A 20321-nucleotide genomic window follows, 5' to 3' on the forward strand; every position below is an offset into this window, starting at 1 on the left:
TAGGGAATAGGAGTTTGTTTTTGTTGTTAGTTTGTTATTTGTTGTGCTCTTCGTTTCGCGGGGGCCTGCTGTGCCTTTGCCTGCGACCTGTCACCCACCTGGCCCGCCGCTTCGCGGCGGATCTCTCCCACCCACCCACCCGATCACCCGGCGGTGCGTCAGCCGGGTGGGCGGGCGGGGAGATTCGGCGCGCAGCGCCGGGCCGGGGGCAGCCCACCACCCGCCGCAGGCAATCAACGAGCTGACTCACCACGATCACGAGCACACTGCGGGGCAATCGGGCGGGTGGGCGGGAAAGATCCGGCGCGCAGCGCCGGGACAGCAGCAACCCACCACCCGCCTGCAGGCAACCAACGAGCTGACCCACCACGGTCACGAGGACGCTGCGGGGCAATCGGGTGGGTGGGCGGGAAAGATCCGGCGCGCAGCGCCGGGAGAGCCCGCCGCAGGCGCCCCGACCGGCGGAGCTACAGTTCGGCCGTGCCGATCAAGGCGTTGCGAGTGACCAACGCGGCGAGCTCCGCTTCCGAAAGGGCCTCCGTGGCCGCAGGCCGGCGGGGCAACACCATGTACCGGGTCTCCGCGCTGGAGTCCCAGACCGTGATCTCCGTGCCGGAGGCAACCACGTACCCGAACTCCGCAAGCACCGCCCTCGGTTCACGCACCACCCGGGACCTGTACGCCTCGCTCTTGTACCAGCTCGGCGACGGCCCCAGCAGCCGCACCGGGTAGCAGGAGCACAGCGTGCAGACGACGACGTTGTGCGTGTGGGCGGTGTTCTCCACCACCCGCAGGCGCTGCGGCTGGACGCCGCCCGCCGCGTACCCGAGCTCCGCCACCGCCGACGTACCGTCCGCGAGCAGTCGTTCCCTGAACGCCGGGTCCGTCCACGCCCGTGCCACCACCCGCGCCCCGTTCAGCGGAGACGACCCCGCGAGGAACGCGTCCAGGGCCTCGTCCAGGACCGCCCCGGCGACAATCCCCCGCTTCTCCAACAGGCTTTCCACATGGCGCACTTGGCGGGAGATCGCCGCATCCGGGTGTGCACCCGACGTACCCGATGTCCCCGCCATCACTCACCCTCCGGTTCCGGTTCCGGCTCCAAGTAGCTCTCCCAGAGGTCCAGCACCACCCCGTGCTCCCCCTCGCCCCACAACTCCCGCGCAGCGAACCGCACCGCGTACACCTGCTCCACCGGCGCGTCCCCGCGCCCCTGCGCGCTGACGTCCGCGAGGGGGTGCCTGCCCTCGGGTTCGATCACCACGCCCCGCTTGCCCCGGGCGTAGCGCGGCAGGCGGGTGTGATGGGGCGGGTCGTGGCGGACGGTGCGGATGTGGGCGCCCGGCACGAAACGGTCACCCATGCGACTCACCGTCCAGCTCAGCCGACGTCACCACGCCCTTGCGCACCAAGAGCGCACGGATCGCGTGGAACCACCGCTCGTAGTACGACGCCGCCAGGTACTCACCCGGCGGCATCGTCTCCACGGCGTCCCTGAACTCGTCCAGGTTGTACACGCCTTCACGCACCAGCGCGCTGTTGAGCGCGAACACCCGCGCTTCCCAGTCCGCGTGGAAGGGCTCCGTGTCGTCGGTGGTGTCGATGGGCCCGAAGCCCGTCATCCCGCCGACGTCATTGATCCTGGCCATGCCCGCACCCTAATGCGGAATACCCCCGGCAGCCCCTACAGATCGCCCCGCTCTACAGATTGCCCCGCTTCTCCTGCTCCCGCTCGATCGCCTCGAACAGCGCCTTGAAGTTGCCCTTCCCGAAGCCCATCGAGCCGTGCCGTTCGATCATCTCGAAGAAGACCGTCGGGCGGTCCTGGACCGGCTTGGTGAAGATCTGGAGCAGGTAGCCGTCCTCGTCGCGGTCGACCAGGATCTTCAGCTCGCGCAGGGTCTCCACCGGGACCCGCGTCTCGCCCGCCCACTCCCCCAGCGTGTCGTAGTACGAGTCGGGTGTGTCCAGGAACTGGACCCCGGCCGCGCGCATGGTGCGTACGGACTCCACGATGTCGTTCGTGGCGAGCGCGATGTGCTGGACGCCCGCGCCGCCGTAGAACTCCAGGTACTCGTCGATCTGGGACTTCTTCTTGGCGATGGCCGGCTCGTTGATGGGGAACTTCACCTTGAGGGTGCCGTCCGCGACCACCTTCGACATCAGCGCGCTGTACTCCGTCGCGATGTCGTCGCCCACGAACTCCTTCATGTTCGTGAAGCCCATGACCTTGTTGTAGAAGGCGACCCACTCGTTCATCTTGCCGAGCTCGACGTTGCCGACACAGTGGTCGATCGCCTGGAAGGTGCGCTTGGCGGGCGGCTCGACCATCGGCGACGCGGCCTTGAAGCCGGGCAGGTAGGGGCCGTCGTAGCCGCTGCGGTCGACGAGCGTGTGGCGGGTCTTGCCGTACGTCGCGATGGCGGCGAGGACGACCGTGCCGTTCTCGTCCTTGACCTCGTAGGGCTCGGTGAGGCCGCGGGCGCCGTGCTCGACGGCGTACGCGTACGCGGCGCGCGCGTCCGGCACCTCGATGGCGAGGTCGACGACGCCGTCGCCGTGCTCGGCGACGTGGCCCTCGATGAAGTTGCCCCAGTCCGTGGAGGCCTTGATGACGGAGGTGAGCACGAAGCGGGCGGCGCCGTTCGTGAGGACGTACGAGGCGGTCTCGCGGCTGCCGGTCTCCGGTCCCGCGTACGCCACGAGTTTCATGCCGAAGGCCGTGGAGTAGTAGTGGGCCGCCTGCTTGGCGTTGCCCACGGCGAAGACGACCGCGTCCATTCCCTTGACCGGGAAGGGATCGGCCTCGCGCGCGGTGTGGGGGGTGCCAGAGATGGCCGACGTGTGCTGGGTGTTCGCGGTAGCTGCCATGTCCGCAGGCTCCCGCCGTATCGCAGAATGCGCAATAGTTTGCAAATTCAGTGGGCAATCTGTATGGACAGAGGCCAGGATTAGCGGGCTATCTGTACATGATGACCACCCGGAAGCGGAGATGAGCGCACCATGACGATCGATCATCTGGACGGCAGGCTCATCGTGCTGCTCGCCCGCGAGCCCCGCATCGGCGTCCTGGAGGCGTCCCGCAGGCTCGGTGTCGCGCGCGGGACCGTGCAGGCCCGGATGGACCGCCTTCAGTCGAACGGAGTCATCCGGGGTTTCGGTCCGGAGGTCGACCCCGCGGCGCTCGGCTACCCCGTCACCGCCTTCGCCACCCTGGAGATCAAGCAGGGCCAGGGCGCCGACGTACGGGCGCATCTGGCGACCGTCGCCGAGGTGCTCGAACTGCACACCATCACCGGTCACGGCGACATGCTCTGCCGTCTGGTGGCCCGCTCGAACGCGGATCTCCAACGTGTGATCGACCGGGTGGTGGGTTTTGATGGCATCGTCCGGGCCTCCACGGCGATCGTCATGGAGAACCCTGTTCCGCTGCGGATCATCCCGTTGGTCGAACAGGCGTCAGAGGACACCTGACGCGGGTAGAGGGAAGAGCGACGCAGTACGGCCACACGCAGCACCACGCACGCGGGCGACGGGAGACTCCCGGCGCCGTCTGAACCGCGCCTGGGCAGGTGAGCAGTTCAGTGAACTTCTGGGACTACCTCGGCAACCGCCACCAGCAGTTGCTGACGGACGCGTACCAGCACGCCAGCGCAGTCTTCCAGTGCATGGTCGTGGCGACCGTCATCGGAGTGCTGATCGGCGTCATCACGTACCGCAGCGAGTGGGCGGGCAATCTGGCCACGACCGCCACGTCCACCATCCTGACCATCCCCTCGCTCGCCATGATCGGTCTGCTGATCCCCGTCGTCGGCCTCGGTGTCGCCCCGACGGTCATCGCGCTGACCCTCTACGGTCTGCTCCCCATCGTGCGCAACGCCATCGTCGGCCTGCGCGGCGTCGACCCCTCACTGGTCGACGCGGCGAAGGGCATCGGGATGTCGCGGGTCGCGCGCCTCGTCAGGGTGGAGCTGCCGCTCGCCTGGCCGCCGATCCTGACCGGTATCCGCGTCTCCACGCAGATGCTGATGGGCATCGCGGCCATCGCCGCGTACGCGTCGGGCCCCGGCCTCGGCAACGAGATCTTCCGCGGCATCGGCTCCCTCGGCAGCAAGAACGCGCTCAACCAAGTGCTCGCGGGCACGCTCGGGATCATCGTCCTGGCCCTGCTCTTCGACGCCGCCTACATCCTGATCGGCCGCCTGACCATCTCGAGGGGTATCCGTGTCTGAGCCCGTGTCCGAGTCCGTGTCCGAGACCACCGCGACTTCCACCGACGGGGCGACGGCCGAGGGCGCGGCGGCCCCGAACGCCACCACGGGCGCGACGATCGAGCTGGAGAACCTCACCAAGCGTTACGCGGGCAGCGGTGACCCCGCGGTGGACAGCGTCAACATGGAGATCAAGGCGGGCGAGATCGTCATCCTGGTCGGCCCTTCGGGCTGCGGCAAGTCGACCACGCTGAAGATGATCAACCGGCTCATCGAACCGACCAGCGGCCGTATCCGCATCGGCGGCGAGGACGTCACCGACATGGACCCGGTGAAGCTGCGCCGGAAGATCGGCTACGCGATCCAGTCCTCCGGGCTCTTCCCGCACATGACCGTCGCGCAGAACATCGCCGTCGTGCCGAAGATGATCGGCTGGGGGAAGTCGAGGATCAAGTCCCGGGTCGAGGAGATGCTCGATCTCGTCGGGCTCGACCCGGCCGAGTTCCACGGCCGCTATCCGCGCCAGCTCTCCGGCGGCCAGCAGCAACGTGTGGGCGTGGCGCGGGCGTTGGCGGCCGACCCGCCGGTCCTCCTGATGGACGAGCCGTTCGGCGCCGTCGACCCGATCACCCGCGACCACCTCCAGGACGAGCTGATCCGGCTCCAGCACGAGCTGCACAAGACGATCGTCTTCGTCACGCACGACTTCGACGAGGCCATCAAGATCGGCGACCGCATCGCGGTCCTGCGGGAACGCTCGCACATCGCGCAGTTCGACACCCCGGAAGCCATCCTCACCAACCCCGCCGACGACTTCGTCTCCGGTTTCGTGGGCGCGGGCGCGGCCCTGAAGCGGCTCAACCTCACCCGCGTACGCGACGTGGAGATCGCCGACTTCGCGACGGTGACCGTCGACGACCCGCTCCAGGACATCTTCGACAAGCTGCGGGCCAGCGGCACGAACGAACTCCTGCTCCTCGACAAACGCCGCCGCCCCTACAAGTGGCTGCGGCGCGGCGACCTGATGCGCGCCAGAGGGTCGCTGGCCCGTGCGGGCACCCTCGTCCACGACACGGTCACCCGTGACGCGACCCTGCGCGACGCGCTCGAAGCGGTGCTCACGGACAACGCGGGGCGGGTCGCGGTCACCGGGCGGCGCGGCGAGTACACCGGTGTGGTGGACATGGAGACGCTGATGAACTCCGTCCACGAAATGCTGGAGGCGGACCGTCTGGACGCGTTGGAGCATCAGCACGAACTGGAGGAGCAGCGGGCCGAGTTGATCCACCACGAGCAGGAAGGCCCCGGAGGGGAGGCGAAGGCGTGAAAGGCATCCCCGGGAGCAACCCCCGGATCCCCGACCACACACCGGCCCCCGACGGCGGCCCCGGCCCACGGCCCGCCGGCGAGCACGAGGTCAAGGGCCATCCGTACCGCGACACGGGCGAGGGAGAGCCGGAGCCGCCGCCCTCGGCGGTGGTCACGAGCGGCCCACGGCGGATCGGCTGGCAGAAACTCACCGTCCTGCCCGCGTTCCTCGTCCTCGTCCTGCTGCTCACCTGGTGGTGGTTCGAGCAGGCCGACCTGGACTCGATCTCGCGGAACGCCCTGGCGGACGGCAACGTATGGCTCAGGCTCCGCCAGCACATCCAACTGACGGTGATCTCCACCTTCTTCGTACTGATCATCGCGATCCCGCTGGGCATCGCACTGACCCGCAAGAAGCTCCGCAAGGCGGCGCCAGGCGCGATGGCGCTGGCCAACATCGGCCAGGCGACGCCGGCGATCGGTCTCCTCGCCCTCCTGGTGATCTGGATCGGCATCGGCGAGAAGGCGGCCCTGATCGGCATCATCATCTACGCCGTCCTGCCGGTCCTCTCCAACACGATCGCGGGCCTGAACGCCAATGACCCGACGCTCCTGGAGGCGGCGCGCGGCATCGGCATGTCGGCGTGGGGAGTCCTCGGCAAGGTCGAGCTGCCGCTGGCCGTGCCGCTGATCCTGGCGGGTGTGCGCACCGCGCTCGTCCTGAACGTCGGCACGGCGACGCTCGCCACCTTCGGCGGTGGCGGCGGGCTCGGCGACCTCATCACCACCGGGATCACCAACCAGCGGATGCCGGTGCTCATGCTCGGCTCGATCCTGACGATCGCGCTCGCGCTCCTGGTGGACTGGCTGGCCTCGCTGGCCGAACTGGGCTTGCGTCCGCGAGGGCTGGAGGCCGGGTCATGAGGGCCACGTTGCGTACGGCGGCGGTCGGAGCGGTGGGCGCGGCTCTACTCGTGAGCTGTGGTCTCACCAGCGGCAGCCCGATGGTGGACGACGTGAAGCCGGGCACGATCGGCAAGGGGCTCCCCCTGAAGGGCGTCGACCTCACCGTCACGTCGAAGGAGTTCACCGAGCAGCTGGTCCTGGGCGCGATCATGGGCATCGCCTTCGAGGCGGCCGGCGCGGACGTCCTGGACCGGACGGGCATCCAGGGTTCGATCGGCGCGCGCGAGGCCATCAAGAGCGGTGACGCGGACGCCATGTACGAGTACACGGGCACCGCCTGGATCACGTACCTCGGCAACTCCGAACCCATCGACGACCCGCGCAAGCAGTGGGAGGCGGTGCGCAAGGCGGACGCGGGCAACGGCATCACCTGGCTGCCGCCCGCCGAGCTCAACAACACCTACGCCCTGGCCATCAACCGGAAGAACGAGGCCAAGTACAAGCCGAAGACGCTCTCGGACGTGGCGGCCCTCTCGAAGTCGGACCCGGGCGCGGTCACGCTGTGCGTGGAGAGCGAGTTCTCCTCGCGCGAGGACGGTCTGCCGGGCATGCAGAAGGAGTACGGGATGAAGATCCCCAACTCCAACGTCACCAAGATGGACACCGGAATCATCTACACCCAGGTCTCCAAGGGGTCGTGCGTGTTCGGCGAGGTCTTCACCACCGACGGCCGCATCAAGGCGATGGGCCTGTCGGTGATGGAGGACGACAAGCACTTCTTCCCCAACTACAACGTCGCCCCGGAGATCAACAGCAAGTCGCTCAAGGAGAACCCGAGGATGGCGGAGGTCCTGGACCCCATCACGAGGAAGCTGAACAACACGGTGGCCCAGGAGCTGAACTCCAGGGTGGACGTGGAGGGCCAGGATCCGCATGCGGTGGCGCTGGACTGGTTGGTGGAGGAGGGGTTCGTGAAGGAGTAGGTCGCCCTGCCCGTCCGGATTCGAACCCGGGCCTGAACCGGACGGGTCAAGTCCACGCATCTCCGTTTCACACTGGCACATCTTGATGCAGTGGCCTTACGCTGAGATGCATGAGAACCACTGTCGACCTCCCTGAGGACCTGCTCCAGGAAGCCAAGCTGCGGGCCACACGCAGACGCGTCACGGTCAGCTCGGTGATAGAGGACGCGATGCGGGCATCGTTCGCGCGGGATGCGACGGTGGCCACCAATATCGTCCGGCTCACCACCGACCCCGGTGGCAGCGGCACACGGCCCGGCGTCAATCTCGACGACAACGCCTCCGCCCGCGACATCATGGATGGCCTCGAATGATCCTCTGCGATGTCAACGTCCTCGTGTACGCCTTCCGCGAAGATGCCAAGGACCACGAGCTCTACCACTCGTGGCTTCTTGAGCAACTGCGCGGCGACGAGCCGGTGGCATACCACGGCGTGATCGACAGCGGATTCCTCCGCATCGTGACCCACCAGCGGATCTACCAGCCGCCCACCGAGCCGGACACTGCGTTCACGTTCCTCCAGGACTTCCGTGACGCCCCCGTCGCGACGCAACTATCGGAGGGACCTCGACACTGGGCGATCTTCGAGCGCCTGTGCCGCGGTGCCGGCGCCCGGGGCAACCTCGTACCGGACGCCTACATCGCCGCGCTCGCCATCGAGTCCGGGGCCACGCTCTACTCCGCCGATCGGGGCTTCGCACGCTTCCCCGGATTGCGATGGCGCCACCCCCTGGGTGACTAGCCCCCGTCCCGCACTCAACTAGGCTGGACCCTGGTCGAGTTCGGCCTGCGGCTGGTCAGCAGCTCGGAACCTTCCCGCCCCGGTCCAGGGAACGCAGCGCGTCAACCGTGCCCTTCAGTGTCGTGACCGGGATCAGCTGAAGCCCCTTCGGCTTCTCCGCCTCCGCGTCCCCGCACTCCGCCTTCGGGACCAGGAAGACGCTCGCGCCGTCACGCTTGGCGGCCTGCGTCTTCAGCGCCACACCGCCGACCGGACCGACCTCCCCGTCGGCGGAGATCGTGCCGGTACCCGCGATCTTCCGGCCGCCCGTGAGGTCCCCGCCGCTGCCGTTGCCGTCGATCAGGTCGATGATGCCGAGCGAGAGGAAGAGGCCCGCGCTGGGGCCCCCGATCTTGCCGAGGTCGACCTTCACCTTCACCTTGTCCGTGCCGTCGACGCCGTTCGCGTCGAGGTAGGACAGCGCGGCCCGCGCGGCCGTGTCCTGTGACTTCTTCATGTCGCCGAGGTTGTGCTTCTCGACTTCCTTGACGTTGTCGCCGGTGGGGTAGACCGAGTCCTTGGGCATCACGGCACGGTCCGTACGGAACCAGCCGTCCACCACGTCGCTCAGGCTCACGTCCATGTCGGGGCCGGTGGCCACGATCGTCGTCATCCGCAGCTGCCCCCGCGTCTCGCGGGTGGGCGCACCGGTGATCGTGATGACCGGCTTGCCCTCGCTCTCGCCGAGTACGTTCGCCGTCGACCCCGGCTGGGCCACGGCGAACGGCAACGGCGCGAGTCCGGCGACGGCGAGCAGGGCGACCACGGGGGCGGCACAGACGGCGAGGGCCTTGGGGCGCGTGAGGCTGGAGAGGGAGAACACGGGATCAATCTAACGTGAGCGGTTCGGTGACCGGATCAGCAGACAGGGCTCAACGCAGGGCGTCGGCCACTTCGCGCGCGGCGTCCACCACCCGTGGCCCCACCCGCTCCGGTACGGAGTCCGACAGCATCACGACCCCCACGCTCCCCTCTATGCCGGTGACCCCCACCAGCGGGGCCGCGGCCCCGCTCGCGCCGGCCTCCAGCTCGCCGTGCGTCAGCGCGTAGCCGGGGTCGGTGGCGAGGCCCTGCCGGGCGGCGAGGATCGCCCGGCCCGCGGCGCCCCGGTCCAGGGGGTGCCGGAAGCCGGTGCGGTAGGCCACGTGGTAATCCGTCCAGGTCGGCTCTACGACGGCGACCGCGAGGGCCTCCGTGCCGTCGACCAGCGTCAGGTGCGCCGTCGCCCCTATGTCCTCGGCGAGGGAGCGAAGAGCGGGCAGCGCGGCCTCGCGCACCAGCGGATGCACCTGGCGGCCCAGGCGCAGCACCCCGAGGCCGACCCTGGCCCGGCCGCCCAGGTCACGACGGACCAGGGCATGCAGCTCCAGGGTGGCGAGGAGGCGGTACACCACGGTGCGGTTCACGCCGAGCTTGTTCGACAGCTCGGTGACGGTGAGCCCGTGGTCGGTGTCGGCCAACAGCTTGAGGACACGCAGTCCTCGGTCGAGCGTCTGGGAAGTCTCCGCGGTCACGACGCCCACTCCTTAGGTGAGGGTCGACGGCCCCTTTACGCGGCGGTTGCGTCGCCGGTCCCGTGGGCGACGCGCGTCAGAGGCCGCCGGTCGGAACTCCGGCTGCGCTCCGCGGCGGCGCTGCCACGGGGCGTGTACGTTGCGGGGACATTAGCGAGGCCGTCCCGCTCAGCGGAAGACTCCGTCCAGAATCCGGGCATGAGACGGGTTGTTAGGGGCGCAATGCCCTATACGCGGGGCGCGCGGCCAGGGGTGCGCACGACTCCCGCACAAGGAATCCGCACTTGGAACGCGCCCTTCCTCCCCGCACCGGAGAGAACCCGCCCTACTTCATGCGGGTGGCCCACTCGCCGACCTTCGCGATCCGCTGCCGCAGCTGCCCGGCGGTGGCCTCCGCGCTCGGCGGACCCCCGCACGTACGCCGCAGCTCGGTGTGGATCACGCCGTGCGGCTTCCCGCTCTGGTGGACGTACGCGCCGACCATCGTGTTGAGCTGCTTCCTCAGCTCCAGCATCTCCTTGTGGGAGACCACGGGCCGCCGCTCGGCGGGGAGCTCGAGAAGATCCGCCTCCTCGTCGGGCCGCTTCTTGCTGTGCGCGATCTGCCGGGCCTGCCGCTTCTGGAGCAGCATCTGCACCTGGTCGGGTTCGAGGAGCCCGGGGATGCCCAGGTAGTCCTGCTCCTCCTCGCTCCCCGGGTGGGCCTGCATGCCGAACTCGGCGCCGTCGAAGAGCACCCGGTCGAACACGGCATCGGATTCGAGCGCCTCGAAGGAGAACTGCTCCTGCTCGCCGGTGTCCTCGTCCTGCTCCTTGTTCGCCTCGTCCATCTCCTGCTCGGACTCGGCGTACGGGTCCTCTTCCCCGTCCTTCTTCGGCTTGTCGAGGACGTGGTCGCGCTCGACCTCCATCTCGTTGGCATGGCCGAGGAGGTCGGGGACGGTGGGGAGGAAGACGGACGCGGTCTCGCCGCGCCGCCGGGAACGCACGAAGCGTCCGACGGCCTGGGCGAAGAAGAGCGGCGTGGAAATGGTGGTCGCGTACACACCCACCGCGAGGCGCGGCACGTCGACGCCCTCGGACACCATGCGGACCGCCACCATCCACCGGTCGGTACTCGCGGAGAAGTCGTCGATCCGCTTGGAGGCGCCCGTGTCGTCGGAGAGGACGACGGTGGCCTTGGTCCCGGTGATCTCGCGGATCAGCTTGGCGTACGAGCGCGCGGAGTCCTGATCCGATGCGATCACGAGCCCGCCCGCGTCCGGGATAGCCTTCCTGACCTCGGTGAGCCGCTGGTCGGCGGCCTTCAGCACGTTCGGCATCCACTCACCGCGCGCGTCGAGAGCGGTGCGCCACGCCTGCGAGATCGCGTCCTTCGTCATCGGCTCACCGAGCCGCGCGGCGATCTCGTCACCGGCTTTCGTACGCCAGCGCATGTTGCCGGAGTAGGAAAGAAAGATGACGGGCCGCACGACGCCGTCGCTGAGCGCGCTGCCGTACCCGTACGTGTAATCGGCGGCGGACCGCCGGATGCCGTCGTTGCCCTCCTCGTACGCGACGAAGGGGATCGGGTTGGTGTCGGAGCGGAAGGGCGTGCCGGTGAGGGCGAGGCGCCGGGTGGCGGGCTCGAAGGCTTCGAGGCAGGCCTCGCCCCACGACTTCGAGTCACCGGCGTGGTGGATCTCGTCGAGGATCACGAGGGTCTTGCGCTGCTCGACGCGGTTGCGGTGCAGCATGGGCCGCACGCCGACACCCGCGTACGTGATGGCGACACCCTGGTACTCCTTGCTGAGCGGCCCGGCGCTGTACTCGGGATCGAGCTTGATCCCTACCTTGGCCGCGGCCTCCGCCCACTGCTTCTTCAGGTGCTCGGTCGGCGCGACCACCGTCACCTGCTGCACGACATGGTGGTGCAGCAGCCAGGACGCGAGCGTCAGCGCGAACGTCGTCTTGCCGGCGCCGGGTGTCGCGACGGCGAGAAAGTCACGCGGCTGCTCCTGGAGGTACCGCTCCATCGCCCCCTGCTGCCAGGCACGCAGCTTGTTGGCGGTGCCCCAGGGGGCGCGGCCGGGGAAGGCGGGAGAGAGGTGGTGGGAGGCGGAGGACGCTGAGGCGGCGGTGGTAGTCACGGTCTCCGTGGTCTTGGGTCGGGCGGCTCGGCTACGTATGACAACCGGGCCACCCTACCGGTGAAGGTTGACGCGCTGCGGAGTCCGGCACGGCCCTGGGGGCGGGTGCGACCTGTCTCACACCGGCGGCTCGGCCAGCCCCCGCAGCGCCTCGGAAATCGCCTTCACGTCCTCCAGTTCACCCTTTTCCACGGCGATGACCAGGCGTTCGGCCACGTCGATGTCGGTGCTACCGCTCAGAGTGATCGCTCCCGCACCCGCGCCGCCACCCACGCCCCCACCAGCGCCACCGCCGCCATCGGCAGGAATACGGCGACGAAGGCCCCGGGGTGCGAGCCGCCCACCCCGGTGGAGCCGTGCGAGTCCACCATGCCGCCGCCCAGCGCCGCGAAGGCGGCGCCCCCGGCGGCGAGCAGCAGGGCGTTGGAGAGGCCGTCGGAGATCTGGAGGGCGGCGGAGTTGGCGCCCGCGTCCTTCGGGGGCGAGAGGCGCAGCAGCAGGACGCTGGTGGACCCGATGACGGTGCCCATGCCGAGGCAACCGAAGGCCCAGGCCACCGCCACGATCCACACAGGCACGGCGTCGATGAGGACGGTGGGCGCGGTGGCGATGGCGGCGGCGACCAGGATCATCCCGACGACCATGAGCCGCGTCCGGTGCGGCTCCATGGCAGGCCGCGACTGTACGAACGACCCGAACGCCCAGGTCGCACCGCCCACGGCGAGCGAGAGTCCCGCCATGGTCGGCGAGAGCCCGCGCTGGGTGACCAGCATCAGCGGCACGAAGGACTCGGCAGCGATGAAGGACCCGGCGGCGATACCTCGCAGCAGCACGACGGAGGGCAGCCCCCGGACGGCCCGGTACGTACCGCGCGGCAGAAGCCCAAGGACGGCGGGCACGAGCACGGCGGCGCCGACGGCCGCCGGGAGCAGCGAAAGCCACCGCAGATCCTGACCCGCGTACTGGAGGAGCCCCGCCCCCAGCGAGATCCCGAGCGCGAGCCGGACGCGGCGGCGGTCGAAGGCTTCGACGGGCGCGGAGGGGTCGACGGGCCCCGAGGCGGTGCGGCGGATGGCGGGCAGCGCGAGGGCGAGCGGCGCGACGACGAGGACGGGAATCCCGACGAAGACCCAGCGCCACCCAAGGTGCTCGGTGACGGTCCCGGAGACCAGAGGCCCCACCACGGAAGGCACGACCCAGCTGGCCGCGAACGCCGCCAGGATGGACGGACGCAGACGCTCCGGATAGGCCCGGCTGACGACGACGTACAGCGCGACGATGACGAGCCCGCCGCCGAGCCCCTGGACGGCCCGCCCGAGGATGAACATCCACATGGCCCCGGCGGTCCCGGAGAGCAGCAGCCCGGCCGCGAAGGCGCCGATCCCTGTGGCGAGCGGCCCGAGCGGCCCGCGCCGGTCGGCCCACTGCCCGGAGAGCACCATGCCGAAGAGGCTGGTGGTGAAGTACGCGGAGAAGCCGAAGCCGTAGAGGGAAACGCCGTCCAGCTCCCGGGCGGCCACCGGCATCGCGGTCCCGACGGCGGTCGCCTCGAAGGCGATGAGCAGGACCACGGAGATGATGCCGAGGCTGAGCGCACGGTAGGGCGCACGGAGCACTCCGCCCTTGAGCTCGGACGGCGGGGCTATTGGGGCGGCGGCGACGCCGGTGTCGCGGGGGTCCAGGGCGCTCATGCGGTCAGCGTAAGGGGCATGGCTACTGGTGACCCCTGTCCGGGGTCTGGGGGCTTCTGGTCCCTTGGTCTTACGTCTCGCCCGGACTTACGTCTCGGGCTCGGCTCGCTCCGGGTCAGCTCCCGGATGCGTACGTGACGAAGTCGCGCCATCCGATTGGGGTGATGGCGAGGTGGTGCCCGGAGGAGTTCTTGAAGTCGCGGATGTGGACGGTGGCGGGGGCGATGGGGGTGGTGGCGATCTCGACACAATCGTTGGGGTCACTGCTGCTTCTCGGACCATCCCTCCTCGTCACCGGACCATCGCTCGCCGTCGCCCGACGGCCTTTCGGCATCGATGAGCCCCCATTGCAGAAAAGTCCCACTTGCTTCGGCAGTGAGCTGGGGTTTTGCGGGAGGAAGTGGGACTTTCTTGCATTAGAGCCTCATGCGGTCCAGCCAGGCCCCATCCGCGAAGCCCAGGCCACCCCGCAAAGCCCGCTCCCCGCACGCGCCCCCGCACGCACGCACCCGCCCATCCCTGTTGCTGCTGTCTTTTGGCCTTATGCCACCCCTAGCGGGTGTTGCCGCTGAGGGGGGGGAGCGGTACAGGCGTTGGTGTATGTGCTTGTTGCGGAAAAGGGATTGCCAAATCTGGGCCCGTACGTAGATCAGCCGACGAAAGTCAGCCCCCACCGGAGCCGCGCGCACCCACATGGGATGGAGGCTCGCTCAGCCACCCACCCACAGCAACCACGCCAATCAGTAGGTGAATACGCCCGCCTCGCCCCCGGTTCATGAACGCCGCATGGCAGTCCCGTTGCAGCGGCCGGAGATCCCTTGAGCGAACCCGTCGGCCACGGCTACGTTCAAGGAGTCAGGTCATCAACACCTGGCCGTGTGCCCGAGTGGCTTAGGGGCTGGACTGCAAATCCAGTAACGCGGGTTCGATTCCCGCCACGGCCTCCGAGTATCGGCACGAAAGAAGGCGGCCCTCCCAGGGCCGCCTTCTTTCGTCATGCACTCTCATGCACGCGTCCCCGAACCCGCACCCGAACCCGAACCCGCACCCGCCCCCGCAAGAAACCCCCACCACCAAGAAACCCCCACCACCAAGGAACGCAGCCCAACGCCGGGCAACCTACCGGTCCCGGACCCGCGCCTCATCGAGCCCCGCGAGAATCGCGTCCACCGTCTCCTCGACCGTCAGGTCGGAGCTGTCGAGCCAGAGCCCGATCCTCGGGGTCGTGGTCCGCAGCCCTGTGTCGAGGTCCTCCACCGTCCATGCCCCGTAGCCGGTCTTTCCGCGCCCCGCCTCCCGTGCCGCGACCGCCTCCGGCCTCGGGGCGAGCACGACCACGTGTACCGGGCGCGTACGCAGCAGTTCCACGTACGTCTTCAACTCCTCGCCCAGGATGACGTCCTGGACCACCGCCACGAAGCCCGCAGCCGCGTACGCGTCGGCCGTGGACGCCGACAGGCCGTACCGCAGCCGGAGTTGGGCCTCCGCCTCGTCCGACGCGCCCGGCTCGTACTCCAGACCGCCCGAGACGATCATCCGGCGGAAGACATCGCCCCGCACGTGCGCCGCACGCGGCAGCCGTTCGGCGAGGGCCTGCGCCACCGTGGACTTGCCCGAGGCCATGATGCCGGTGATGACGATGACGCCATCGGGATCAGAGGTAGTCATGGCACCCATCGTGCCAAGGGAGCCGGTCCTCACGCCTCCGGATTACTGCGCCACCGCCGCCTGCGGGCGGATCGGCAACCTGTTCACCGGCCGCCCCGTCGCCGCGCGCACCGCCGACGCCACCGCTGCCGGAGTCGTCACCACCGGCACCGCGCTCGCGGCCTTCGCGCCGAAGGGGGCGACCACGTCGCGCTCCTCCACCAGCTTCACGATGCGGATGTCCGGGGTGTCCAGGGCCGTCGGCAGGGCGTAGCCCGTCAGGTCCGGGTGGCGGACCAGGCCGCGCGGCGTACGGAGGTTCTCCGTCAGCGCGGCGCCGACCCCCTGCGTGACGCCCGCCTCGATACGTACCTTCAGCTGGGTCGGGTTCAGGATGCGGCCCACGTCCTGGGCCACCGCCAGCTCCACGACCCGTACCGAACCGATCTCGATGTCGACGTCCACCACCGCGCGGATCGCGCAGAAGGCCATCCCGACGAACGCGTCGCCCTGGCCCGCCTCGTCCAGCGGCTCGGTGGGGTGGGGGCGGCACTGGGCCGTGGCCCAGAGCTCCTTGCCGTCCATCGCCTCCGTGACGGTCGTGCTCAGCACTCCGTCGTACGAAGTGATCTTCCCGTCAGTGATCTGGAGCAGCTCGGTCGACATGCCGAACTTGTGGGCCAGCGGCTGGAGCAGTTGCGTGCGGACCATCTTCGCCGCGCGTTCCACTGCCCCGCCCGACACCCATGTGTGGCGACCGTGGCAGCTCGGGCCCGCCGGGGGCTGGTCGGTGTCGACAGGGGCCACGCGGACGTCGTCGATACCCAGCGTCTCCTGGACGATCTGGCGGGCGAGCGTGGAGAAGCCCTGGCCCGTCTCGACCGCCGCGCAGATCACCGTCGCGACGCCGTCGTGCACCTTCACCGTGGCCGTGGAGACCTCGTCCGTGCCTTCGGCGCCCAGGAGTTGGACCATGCCGAGGCCGTAGCCGACGCCCCGCCGCACGGCCGCGGGTTCGCCCGCGCCCTCGGGGCCGCCGGGCAGCAGCCACTCGTCCTCGGGGGTGTCCTTGGGAAGCTCGGGGAGCGGGAAGTCCCGTACGGCGGCGAGGAGTTCGGCCACCGGCGCCGGGCAGGTCACCGTCTGGCCGGTGGGCAGGATGTCGCCCGTGGCCATCGCGTTGCGCAGCCGCACCTCGGCCGGGTCGATGCCCAGCTTCTTAGCGATCTTGTCCATCTGCGCCTCGTACGCCGCGCAAACCTGCATGGCGCCCTCGCCCCGGACATGCCCGGACGGCGGGTTGTTCGTGCGCACCGCCCAGCCCTCGATGAAGGCGTTCGGGACGACGTACGGGCCGCAGGCGAAGGAGACGGCCGCGGCGAGCGCGTCCGACGACGTGTCCGCGTACGCGCCCGCGTCGAGCAGGACCTGCGCCTCCACCTTCACCAACCTGCCCTCGGCGTCCGCGTGATGGCGGTAGCGCAGGAGGGTGGGGTGGCGGTGGGCGTGGCCCAGGAACGACTCCTCGCGGGTCGCCGTCAGCTTCACCGGGCAGCCGGTGGTCAACGCGAGGAGACCGAGCGGGAGATGGAAGCTGGCGTCCTCGCGGTCGGCGGTGGCGCCGGGCACCCCCGTCACCACGACCTTCACGATGTCCGGGTCGATGCCGAAGCAGGACGCGGCCATGTCGCGGTCGGTGTGCGGGTCGGTGGAGGCGATGTACAGCTCCACGCCCCCGTCCGGGCGGGGCACGGCAAGGCCCGCCTCCGCGCCGATCGGCGCCGGGTCCTGGCGGCCGATGCGGTAGAGCCCTTCGACGACGAGCTCGCCCGCCGCCTCCGGGTCGCCGTGCCGCAGCGGGATGTGCCGGATCAAGTTGCCGTCGGGATGCAGGGGTTCGGCCGCGAAGGCCTTCTCCGGGTCGGTGACCGGTTCGAGCACCTCGTACTCGACGAAGATGGCCGCGGCGGCCATCCGCGCCGTGTCGGGGTGGTCGGCGGCCACGGCCGCGATGGGCTCGCCGTGGTGGCGTACGACGTCGGACGCGAAGACCGGGCGGTCCGCGGTCTTGCGGCCGTGCAGCGCCTCGCCAGGTACGTCCTCGTGCGTGACGACGGACCGCACGCCCGGCATCTCACGCGCCTGGGAGGTGTCGATCGAGACGATGCGCGCGTGCGCGTGCGGCGAGCGCAGGACGGCCGCCCACAGCAGCCCCTCCGCCCACAGGTCCGACGCGTAGGGGAACGTGCCCTCCGTCTTGGCGCGCGCCTCCGCGGACGGCAGGGACGCGCCGATGCCGTGCGGCAGCGGCTCCGGGCCGGGCCGCGGCTCCACTGCGGTCGCGGTGTTTCCGTTCCCCGCGGCTTCGTTGCTCACGCCTGGCCCCCGTCCTGGCCGTAAGGACCTTCGTACGTTCCGTCGTGCGCCGCCGGGTTGACCCCTCCGGCTCCGGGCCCCGCCTGGTGCGGAATGCGTGCCTCGCCCGCCTGGTCGTCCTGCGCCGAAGGCTCGGCGACGGCCGCGGACGCCTCACGCTCGGCGACCACTTCCTGCACGGCGTCGAGCACGCCCCGGTAGCCCGAGCAGCGGCACAGGTTGCCGCACAGGGCGCGGCGGGTCTCCAGGTCGGACGGGGCGGGGTTGCCCTCAAGGAGGTCGTGCAGGGTCATCGCCATGCCCGGTACGCAGAAGCCGCACTGGACGGCACCGCAGGCCGCGAGCGCCCGCTGCACGTCGGAGGGCCGGCCGTCGACGGCGAGGCCCTCGACGGTGCGCACCTCGCTCCCGGCGGCGGTGGCCGCGGGCACCAGGCAGGAGGCGACGAGCCGGCCGTCCACCTGGACGTTGCAGGCACCGCACTCACCCTGCGAGCAGCCGTCCTTGGCGCCCGCGAGGCCGAGGCGCTCGCGCAGGACGTAGAGGAGCGACTCGCCGATCCAGGCGTCGGTGACGGGGCGGTCGGCACCGTTGACGCGCAGGACGTAGGAACAGAGGGGGTGTTCGTCGGAGAGGGCGGTGGCGGTGACGGCCTCTTCTGGCTCGGCCTCGGCCTCGGCTTCGGTGTCGCCCTCGGCTTCAGCCTCGGTGTCGACCTCCGTGTCGCCCTCGGCTTCGATGTCCGCTTCGGCTTCGATGCCGGCTTCGGCTTCGGTGTCGGCTTCGGTGTCCGGCTCCAGCTCGGCTTCGGGCTCGGGCTCGTGTTCCGTGGGTGCCTCGTGCGCCTCGTGCGCCTCGTGCGCCTCGTGTGCCTCGTGTGCTGCATGCGGCTCGTGCGCCTCATGCGCTGCGGGCATCTCCGGCACCACGTGCATCTCCGGAGCGACCGGCGCCGCCGGGACGAACGCCTCCGGGGGCACCACGGGCTCGTGGTGCCGTGGCTCGACGTGCTGCTGCGGCAGGTCGGCACGCGGCTGCGGACCCGCGTACGACTGCTGGTCCGCATACGGGTGCGACTCGGCATGCGACCGCGGATCGGCATGCGGCTGCTGTGCGGGCTCCGACCACGGCGCGCCCGCGCCCGCGCCACCGGTCGCCCACGGCGCCGCCGCGCCGCCCGGCAGCGTCGCGGGCGGCGTACCGCCTCCCCACTGCGCGGCGAGCGAGGACGCGGTGAACTCACCCGATTCGTCCGGAAGGTCACCATCGGCTACGGGGATCGACCACTGTCCCGTGACATCGGCGGGGGCAGGGGCGGCGGGCGCGTGGCCCCCCGCCTCGTGGAAGTTCCACTGCCCGGTGGCCCGGGGGTCGTACGCGTGCTCGTCCACCGAGGGCTCGGACGGCTCGGGCTCGGGCTCGGGCACACCGCCCGCGGTCGGCCACCGCACGTTCTGGGCACCGGTGCCCGCGCCGGTCACCTCGGGCGGCATCGCCCAGACACCGGTGGCGGCCGGGTCCGTCGCGTCGGCCGTCGTGGGGGTGACCGTTATCTGCGGCGGCACGTAACCATGGCCGGGCGCGGCGAGCGGAGAGTGGTCGAAGGAGTCCAGGGCGCCTTCCGGAAGCTGCACGAAGGCCGTGGCGTCCGAGTCGTACTCACCCTGCGGATGCGGCTGCCAGCCACCGTTGTTGTTCTCGTCGTCGTTCACGACAGCGCCCTCCCCAGTGCTCGTCGGGCCAGCGCGGCGACGGTGCGCCGCAGGTGCAGTACGGCGGGCGGCAGCGGCTGCGGCGAGCCGTCCTCGGCCGGAGGCTGGTCGGGGATGCACGCGGCGGCGACGTACTCACCGAAGGCGGTGAGCGCCTCCGGCACGATCGCCCGCTCGCCGTCCCAGTCGATCAGCGAGGCGACCCACTGCTCGGCCTCCAGGGGCCGCAGCGGCATCGGCGCGACGGCACCGACCGCGCAGCGCACGCCGCGCCGCGCGGGGTCGAGGACGAGCGCGACAGAGGCGAGGGCGCGACCGGGCCCGGTGCGTCCGGTCGCCTTCAAGAAGACCTGCGGCGCATGCAGGAGCGGCAGCCGTACGAAGCCGATGAGTTCGCCGGGGCGGAGCATGTCCATCCCCGCGAGCAGGTGCGAGACGGGAACCTCGCGGCGTGCGCCGCCGGGGCCCGCGATGATGAGGACGGCTTCGAGGGCGGCCAGGACGGGCAGGGTGTCGCCGGTCGGTCCCGCCGTGGCGATGTTGCCGCCGAGGGTGCCCGCGTTGCGGATCTGCGGGGGTCCCGCGGCGCGCGCGGCCGCGGCGAGCGCCGGGATCAGGGCGGCGAAGTCGGGCCGTCCGACGCGTGCGTGGGTGAGACCGGCGCCGAGCAGCGCGTGGCCATCCTGGTACTGCCAGCCGCGGATCTCGCTGATGCGGCCGAGGCCGACGAGCGCGGCGGGGCGCAGGAGGCCCGCGTTGACGGAGGCCATGAGGTCGGTGCCGCCGGCCACGGGCACGGCGGCGGGCGTCGCGGCGAGTGCCTCCACGGCCTCGTCCAACGTCCCAGGCAGCTTCGCTGTCTGCGCTGTCTGCGCCGCCTGCGGTGCGTGCGTGCTCAAAACCGGCTGCCCCTTCCCGATGCCCGGCGGCTTTCTCGCCGTTCTCACCGTTACGCCTGTTCCGCCGTACGGTACGTGCTCACAGCCCGGACGTGGCAACTCTGGCACATCTTCGCCGGCCCCCGG

The 20321-nt window shown here is 70.3% G+C and carries 20 protein-coding genes, 1 tRNA gene and 1 pseudogene; 8 read left to right on the forward strand and 14 right to left on the reverse strand.

The genetic code is table 11. The features are described 5' to 3' along the window. Window positions 1-467 precede the first annotated feature (467 nt). Genes nthA through hppD form a run of 4 tightly spaced genes read right to left on the reverse strand, consistent with a single transcriptional unit; the run spans window position 468 to window position 2871 of the window. A complete protein-coding gene (gene nthA, locus AB0I94_RS32885; protein WP_363313377.1) occupies window positions 468-1073 on the reverse strand; it encodes a nitrile hydratase subunit alpha in 606 nt (201 codons plus the stop codon). Then, a complete protein-coding gene (locus tag AB0I94_RS32890) occupies window positions 1073-1363 on the reverse strand; it encodes an SH3-like domain-containing protein (RefSeq protein WP_363313378.1) in 291 nt (96 codons plus the stop codon). Before AB0I94_RS32890 ends, nthA begins: the two co-directional genes overlap by 1 nt. Continuing rightward, window positions 1356-1649, reverse strand: a complete 294-nt coding sequence (locus AB0I94_RS32895) for a hypothetical protein (RefSeq protein ID WP_363313379.1) — start codon at window positions 1647-1649, stop codon at window positions 1356-1358. The genes AB0I94_RS32890 and AB0I94_RS32895 overlap by 8 nt, the downstream gene beginning before the upstream one ends. Before the next feature lie 52 nt (window positions 1650-1701). Continuing rightward, the gene (gene hppD / locus AB0I94_RS32900; RefSeq protein ID WP_363313380.1) at window positions 1702-2871 is read right to left on the reverse strand and encodes a 4-hydroxyphenylpyruvate dioxygenase; all 1170 of its coding nucleotides are present in this window, start codon (window positions 2869-2871) and stop codon (window positions 1702-1704) included. Between the two features lie 132 nt (window positions 2872-3003). Here hppD and AB0I94_RS32905 point away from each other — a divergent pair, with 132 nt between their 5' ends. The 7 genes from AB0I94_RS32905 to AB0I94_RS32935 all read left to right on the forward strand — a co-directional run bounded on the left by AB0I94_RS32905 (window position 3004) and on the right by AB0I94_RS32935 (window position 8189). Next, entirely contained in the window at window positions 3004-3474 is a 471-nt protein-coding gene (locus AB0I94_RS32905; RefSeq protein WP_160505290.1) for an Lrp/AsnC family transcriptional regulator, read from the forward strand. A 110-nt stretch (window positions 3475-3584) separates the two neighbouring features. Continuing rightward, entirely contained in the window at window positions 3585-4232 is a 648-nt protein-coding gene (locus tag AB0I94_RS32910) for an ABC transporter permease (protein ID WP_363313475.1), read from the forward strand. Window positions 4233-4248: 16 nt separating this feature from the next. After that, on the forward strand, window positions 4249-5538 hold the full coding sequence (locus tag AB0I94_RS32915; protein WP_363313476.1) for a betaine/proline/choline family ABC transporter ATP-binding protein: 1290 nt from the start codon (window positions 4249-4251) through the stop codon (window positions 5536-5538). A 26-nt stretch (window positions 5539-5564) separates the two neighbouring features. Next, window positions 5565-6443, forward strand: a complete 879-nt coding sequence (locus AB0I94_RS32920; protein ID WP_363313477.1) for an ABC transporter permease — start codon at window positions 5565-5567, stop codon at window positions 6441-6443. Next, on the forward strand, window positions 6440-7408 hold the full coding sequence (locus AB0I94_RS32925; RefSeq protein ID WP_363313381.1) for a glycine betaine ABC transporter substrate-binding protein: 969 nt from the start codon (window positions 6440-6442) through the stop codon (window positions 7406-7408). Before AB0I94_RS32920 ends, AB0I94_RS32925 begins: the two co-directional genes overlap by 4 nt. 110 nt (window positions 7409-7518) lie before the next feature. Further along, window positions 7519-7761 (forward strand): CopG family transcriptional regulator, encoded by a 243-nt coding sequence (locus tag AB0I94_RS32930; RefSeq protein WP_363313382.1) that lies wholly within the window; start codon window positions 7519-7521, stop codon window positions 7759-7761. Beyond that, a complete protein-coding gene (locus AB0I94_RS32935; RefSeq protein WP_363313383.1) occupies window positions 7758-8189 on the forward strand; it encodes a type II toxin-antitoxin system VapC family toxin in 432 nt (143 codons plus the stop codon). Before AB0I94_RS32930 ends, AB0I94_RS32935 begins: the two co-directional genes overlap by 4 nt. A gap of 55 nt (window positions 8190-8244) precedes the next feature. Here AB0I94_RS32935 and AB0I94_RS32940 read toward each other — a convergent pair whose 3' ends face one another. The 6 genes and pseudogenes from AB0I94_RS32940 to AB0I94_RS32965 form a co-directional block, all read right to left on the reverse strand. Beyond that, window positions 8245-9051, reverse strand: a complete 807-nt coding sequence (locus AB0I94_RS32940) for a S16 family serine protease (RefSeq protein ID WP_363313384.1) — start codon at window positions 9049-9051, stop codon at window positions 8245-8247. 49 nt (window positions 9052-9100) lie between these two features. Further along, window positions 9101-9742, reverse strand: coding sequence for a helix-turn-helix domain-containing protein (locus AB0I94_RS32945; protein WP_363313387.1), 642 nt, complete (start codon window positions 9740-9742; stop codon window positions 9101-9103). A 325-nt stretch (window positions 9743-10067) separates the two neighbouring features. Next, window positions 10068-11870 carry a DEAD/DEAH box helicase gene (locus AB0I94_RS32950; RefSeq protein WP_363313389.1) on the reverse strand — a complete coding sequence of 601 codons (1803 nt, stop codon included), beginning with the start codon at window positions 11868-11870 and terminating at the stop codon, window positions 10068-10070. 117 nt (window positions 11871-11987) lie between these two features. After that, a pseudogene (locus AB0I94_RS32955) lies at window positions 11988-12095 on the reverse strand (type II toxin-antitoxin system death-on-curing family toxin); the annotation flags it as partial. Between the two features lie 11 nt (window positions 12096-12106). Then, window positions 12107-13561 carry an MFS transporter gene (locus AB0I94_RS32960; RefSeq protein WP_363313390.1) on the reverse strand — a complete coding sequence of 485 codons (1455 nt, stop codon included), beginning with the start codon at window positions 13559-13561 and terminating at the stop codon, window positions 12107-12109. A 115-nt stretch (window positions 13562-13676) separates the two neighbouring features. Further along, window positions 13677-13895, reverse strand: a complete 219-nt coding sequence (locus tag AB0I94_RS32965; RefSeq protein ID WP_363313391.1) for a DUF397 domain-containing protein — start codon at window positions 13893-13895, stop codon at window positions 13677-13679. Window positions 13896-14433: 538 nt separating this feature from the next. Between AB0I94_RS32965 and AB0I94_RS32970 the strand changes: the two genes are divergently transcribed. After that, window positions 14434-14505 (forward strand) — tRNA-Cys (locus tag AB0I94_RS32970). Window positions 14506-14680: 175 nt separating this feature from the next. Here AB0I94_RS32970 and AB0I94_RS32975 read toward each other — a convergent pair. The 4 genes from AB0I94_RS32975 to AB0I94_RS32990 are packed head-to-tail and all read right to left on the reverse strand — an operon-like array spanning window position 14681 to window position 20195. Next, window positions 14681-15238: an AAA family ATPase gene (locus tag AB0I94_RS32975; RefSeq protein WP_363313392.1), complete on the reverse strand. Its 558-nt coding sequence runs from the start codon at window positions 15236-15238 to the stop codon at window positions 14681-14683. Between the two features lie 33 nt (window positions 15239-15271). After that, window positions 15272-17584, reverse strand: coding sequence for a molybdopterin cofactor-binding domain-containing protein (locus AB0I94_RS32980; protein WP_363313393.1), 2313 nt, complete (start codon window positions 17582-17584; stop codon window positions 15272-15274). Then, window positions 17581-19296, reverse strand: coding sequence for a 2Fe-2S iron-sulfur cluster-binding protein (locus tag AB0I94_RS32985; protein WP_363313394.1), 1716 nt, complete (start codon window positions 19294-19296; stop codon window positions 17581-17583). The genes AB0I94_RS32980 and AB0I94_RS32985 overlap by 4 nt, the downstream gene beginning before the upstream one ends. Beyond that, the gene (locus AB0I94_RS32990) at window positions 19293-20195 is read right to left on the reverse strand and encodes an FAD binding domain-containing protein (RefSeq protein ID WP_363313395.1); all 903 of its coding nucleotides are present in this window, start codon (window positions 20193-20195) and stop codon (window positions 19293-19295) included. The genes AB0I94_RS32985 and AB0I94_RS32990 overlap by 4 nt, the downstream gene beginning before the upstream one ends. Window positions 20196-20321 lie beyond the last annotated feature (126 nt).

Source organism: Streptomyces sp. NPDC050147, assembly GCF_040660195.1.
GTDB lineage: Bacteria > Actinomycetota > Actinomycetes > Streptomycetales > Streptomycetaceae > Streptomyces.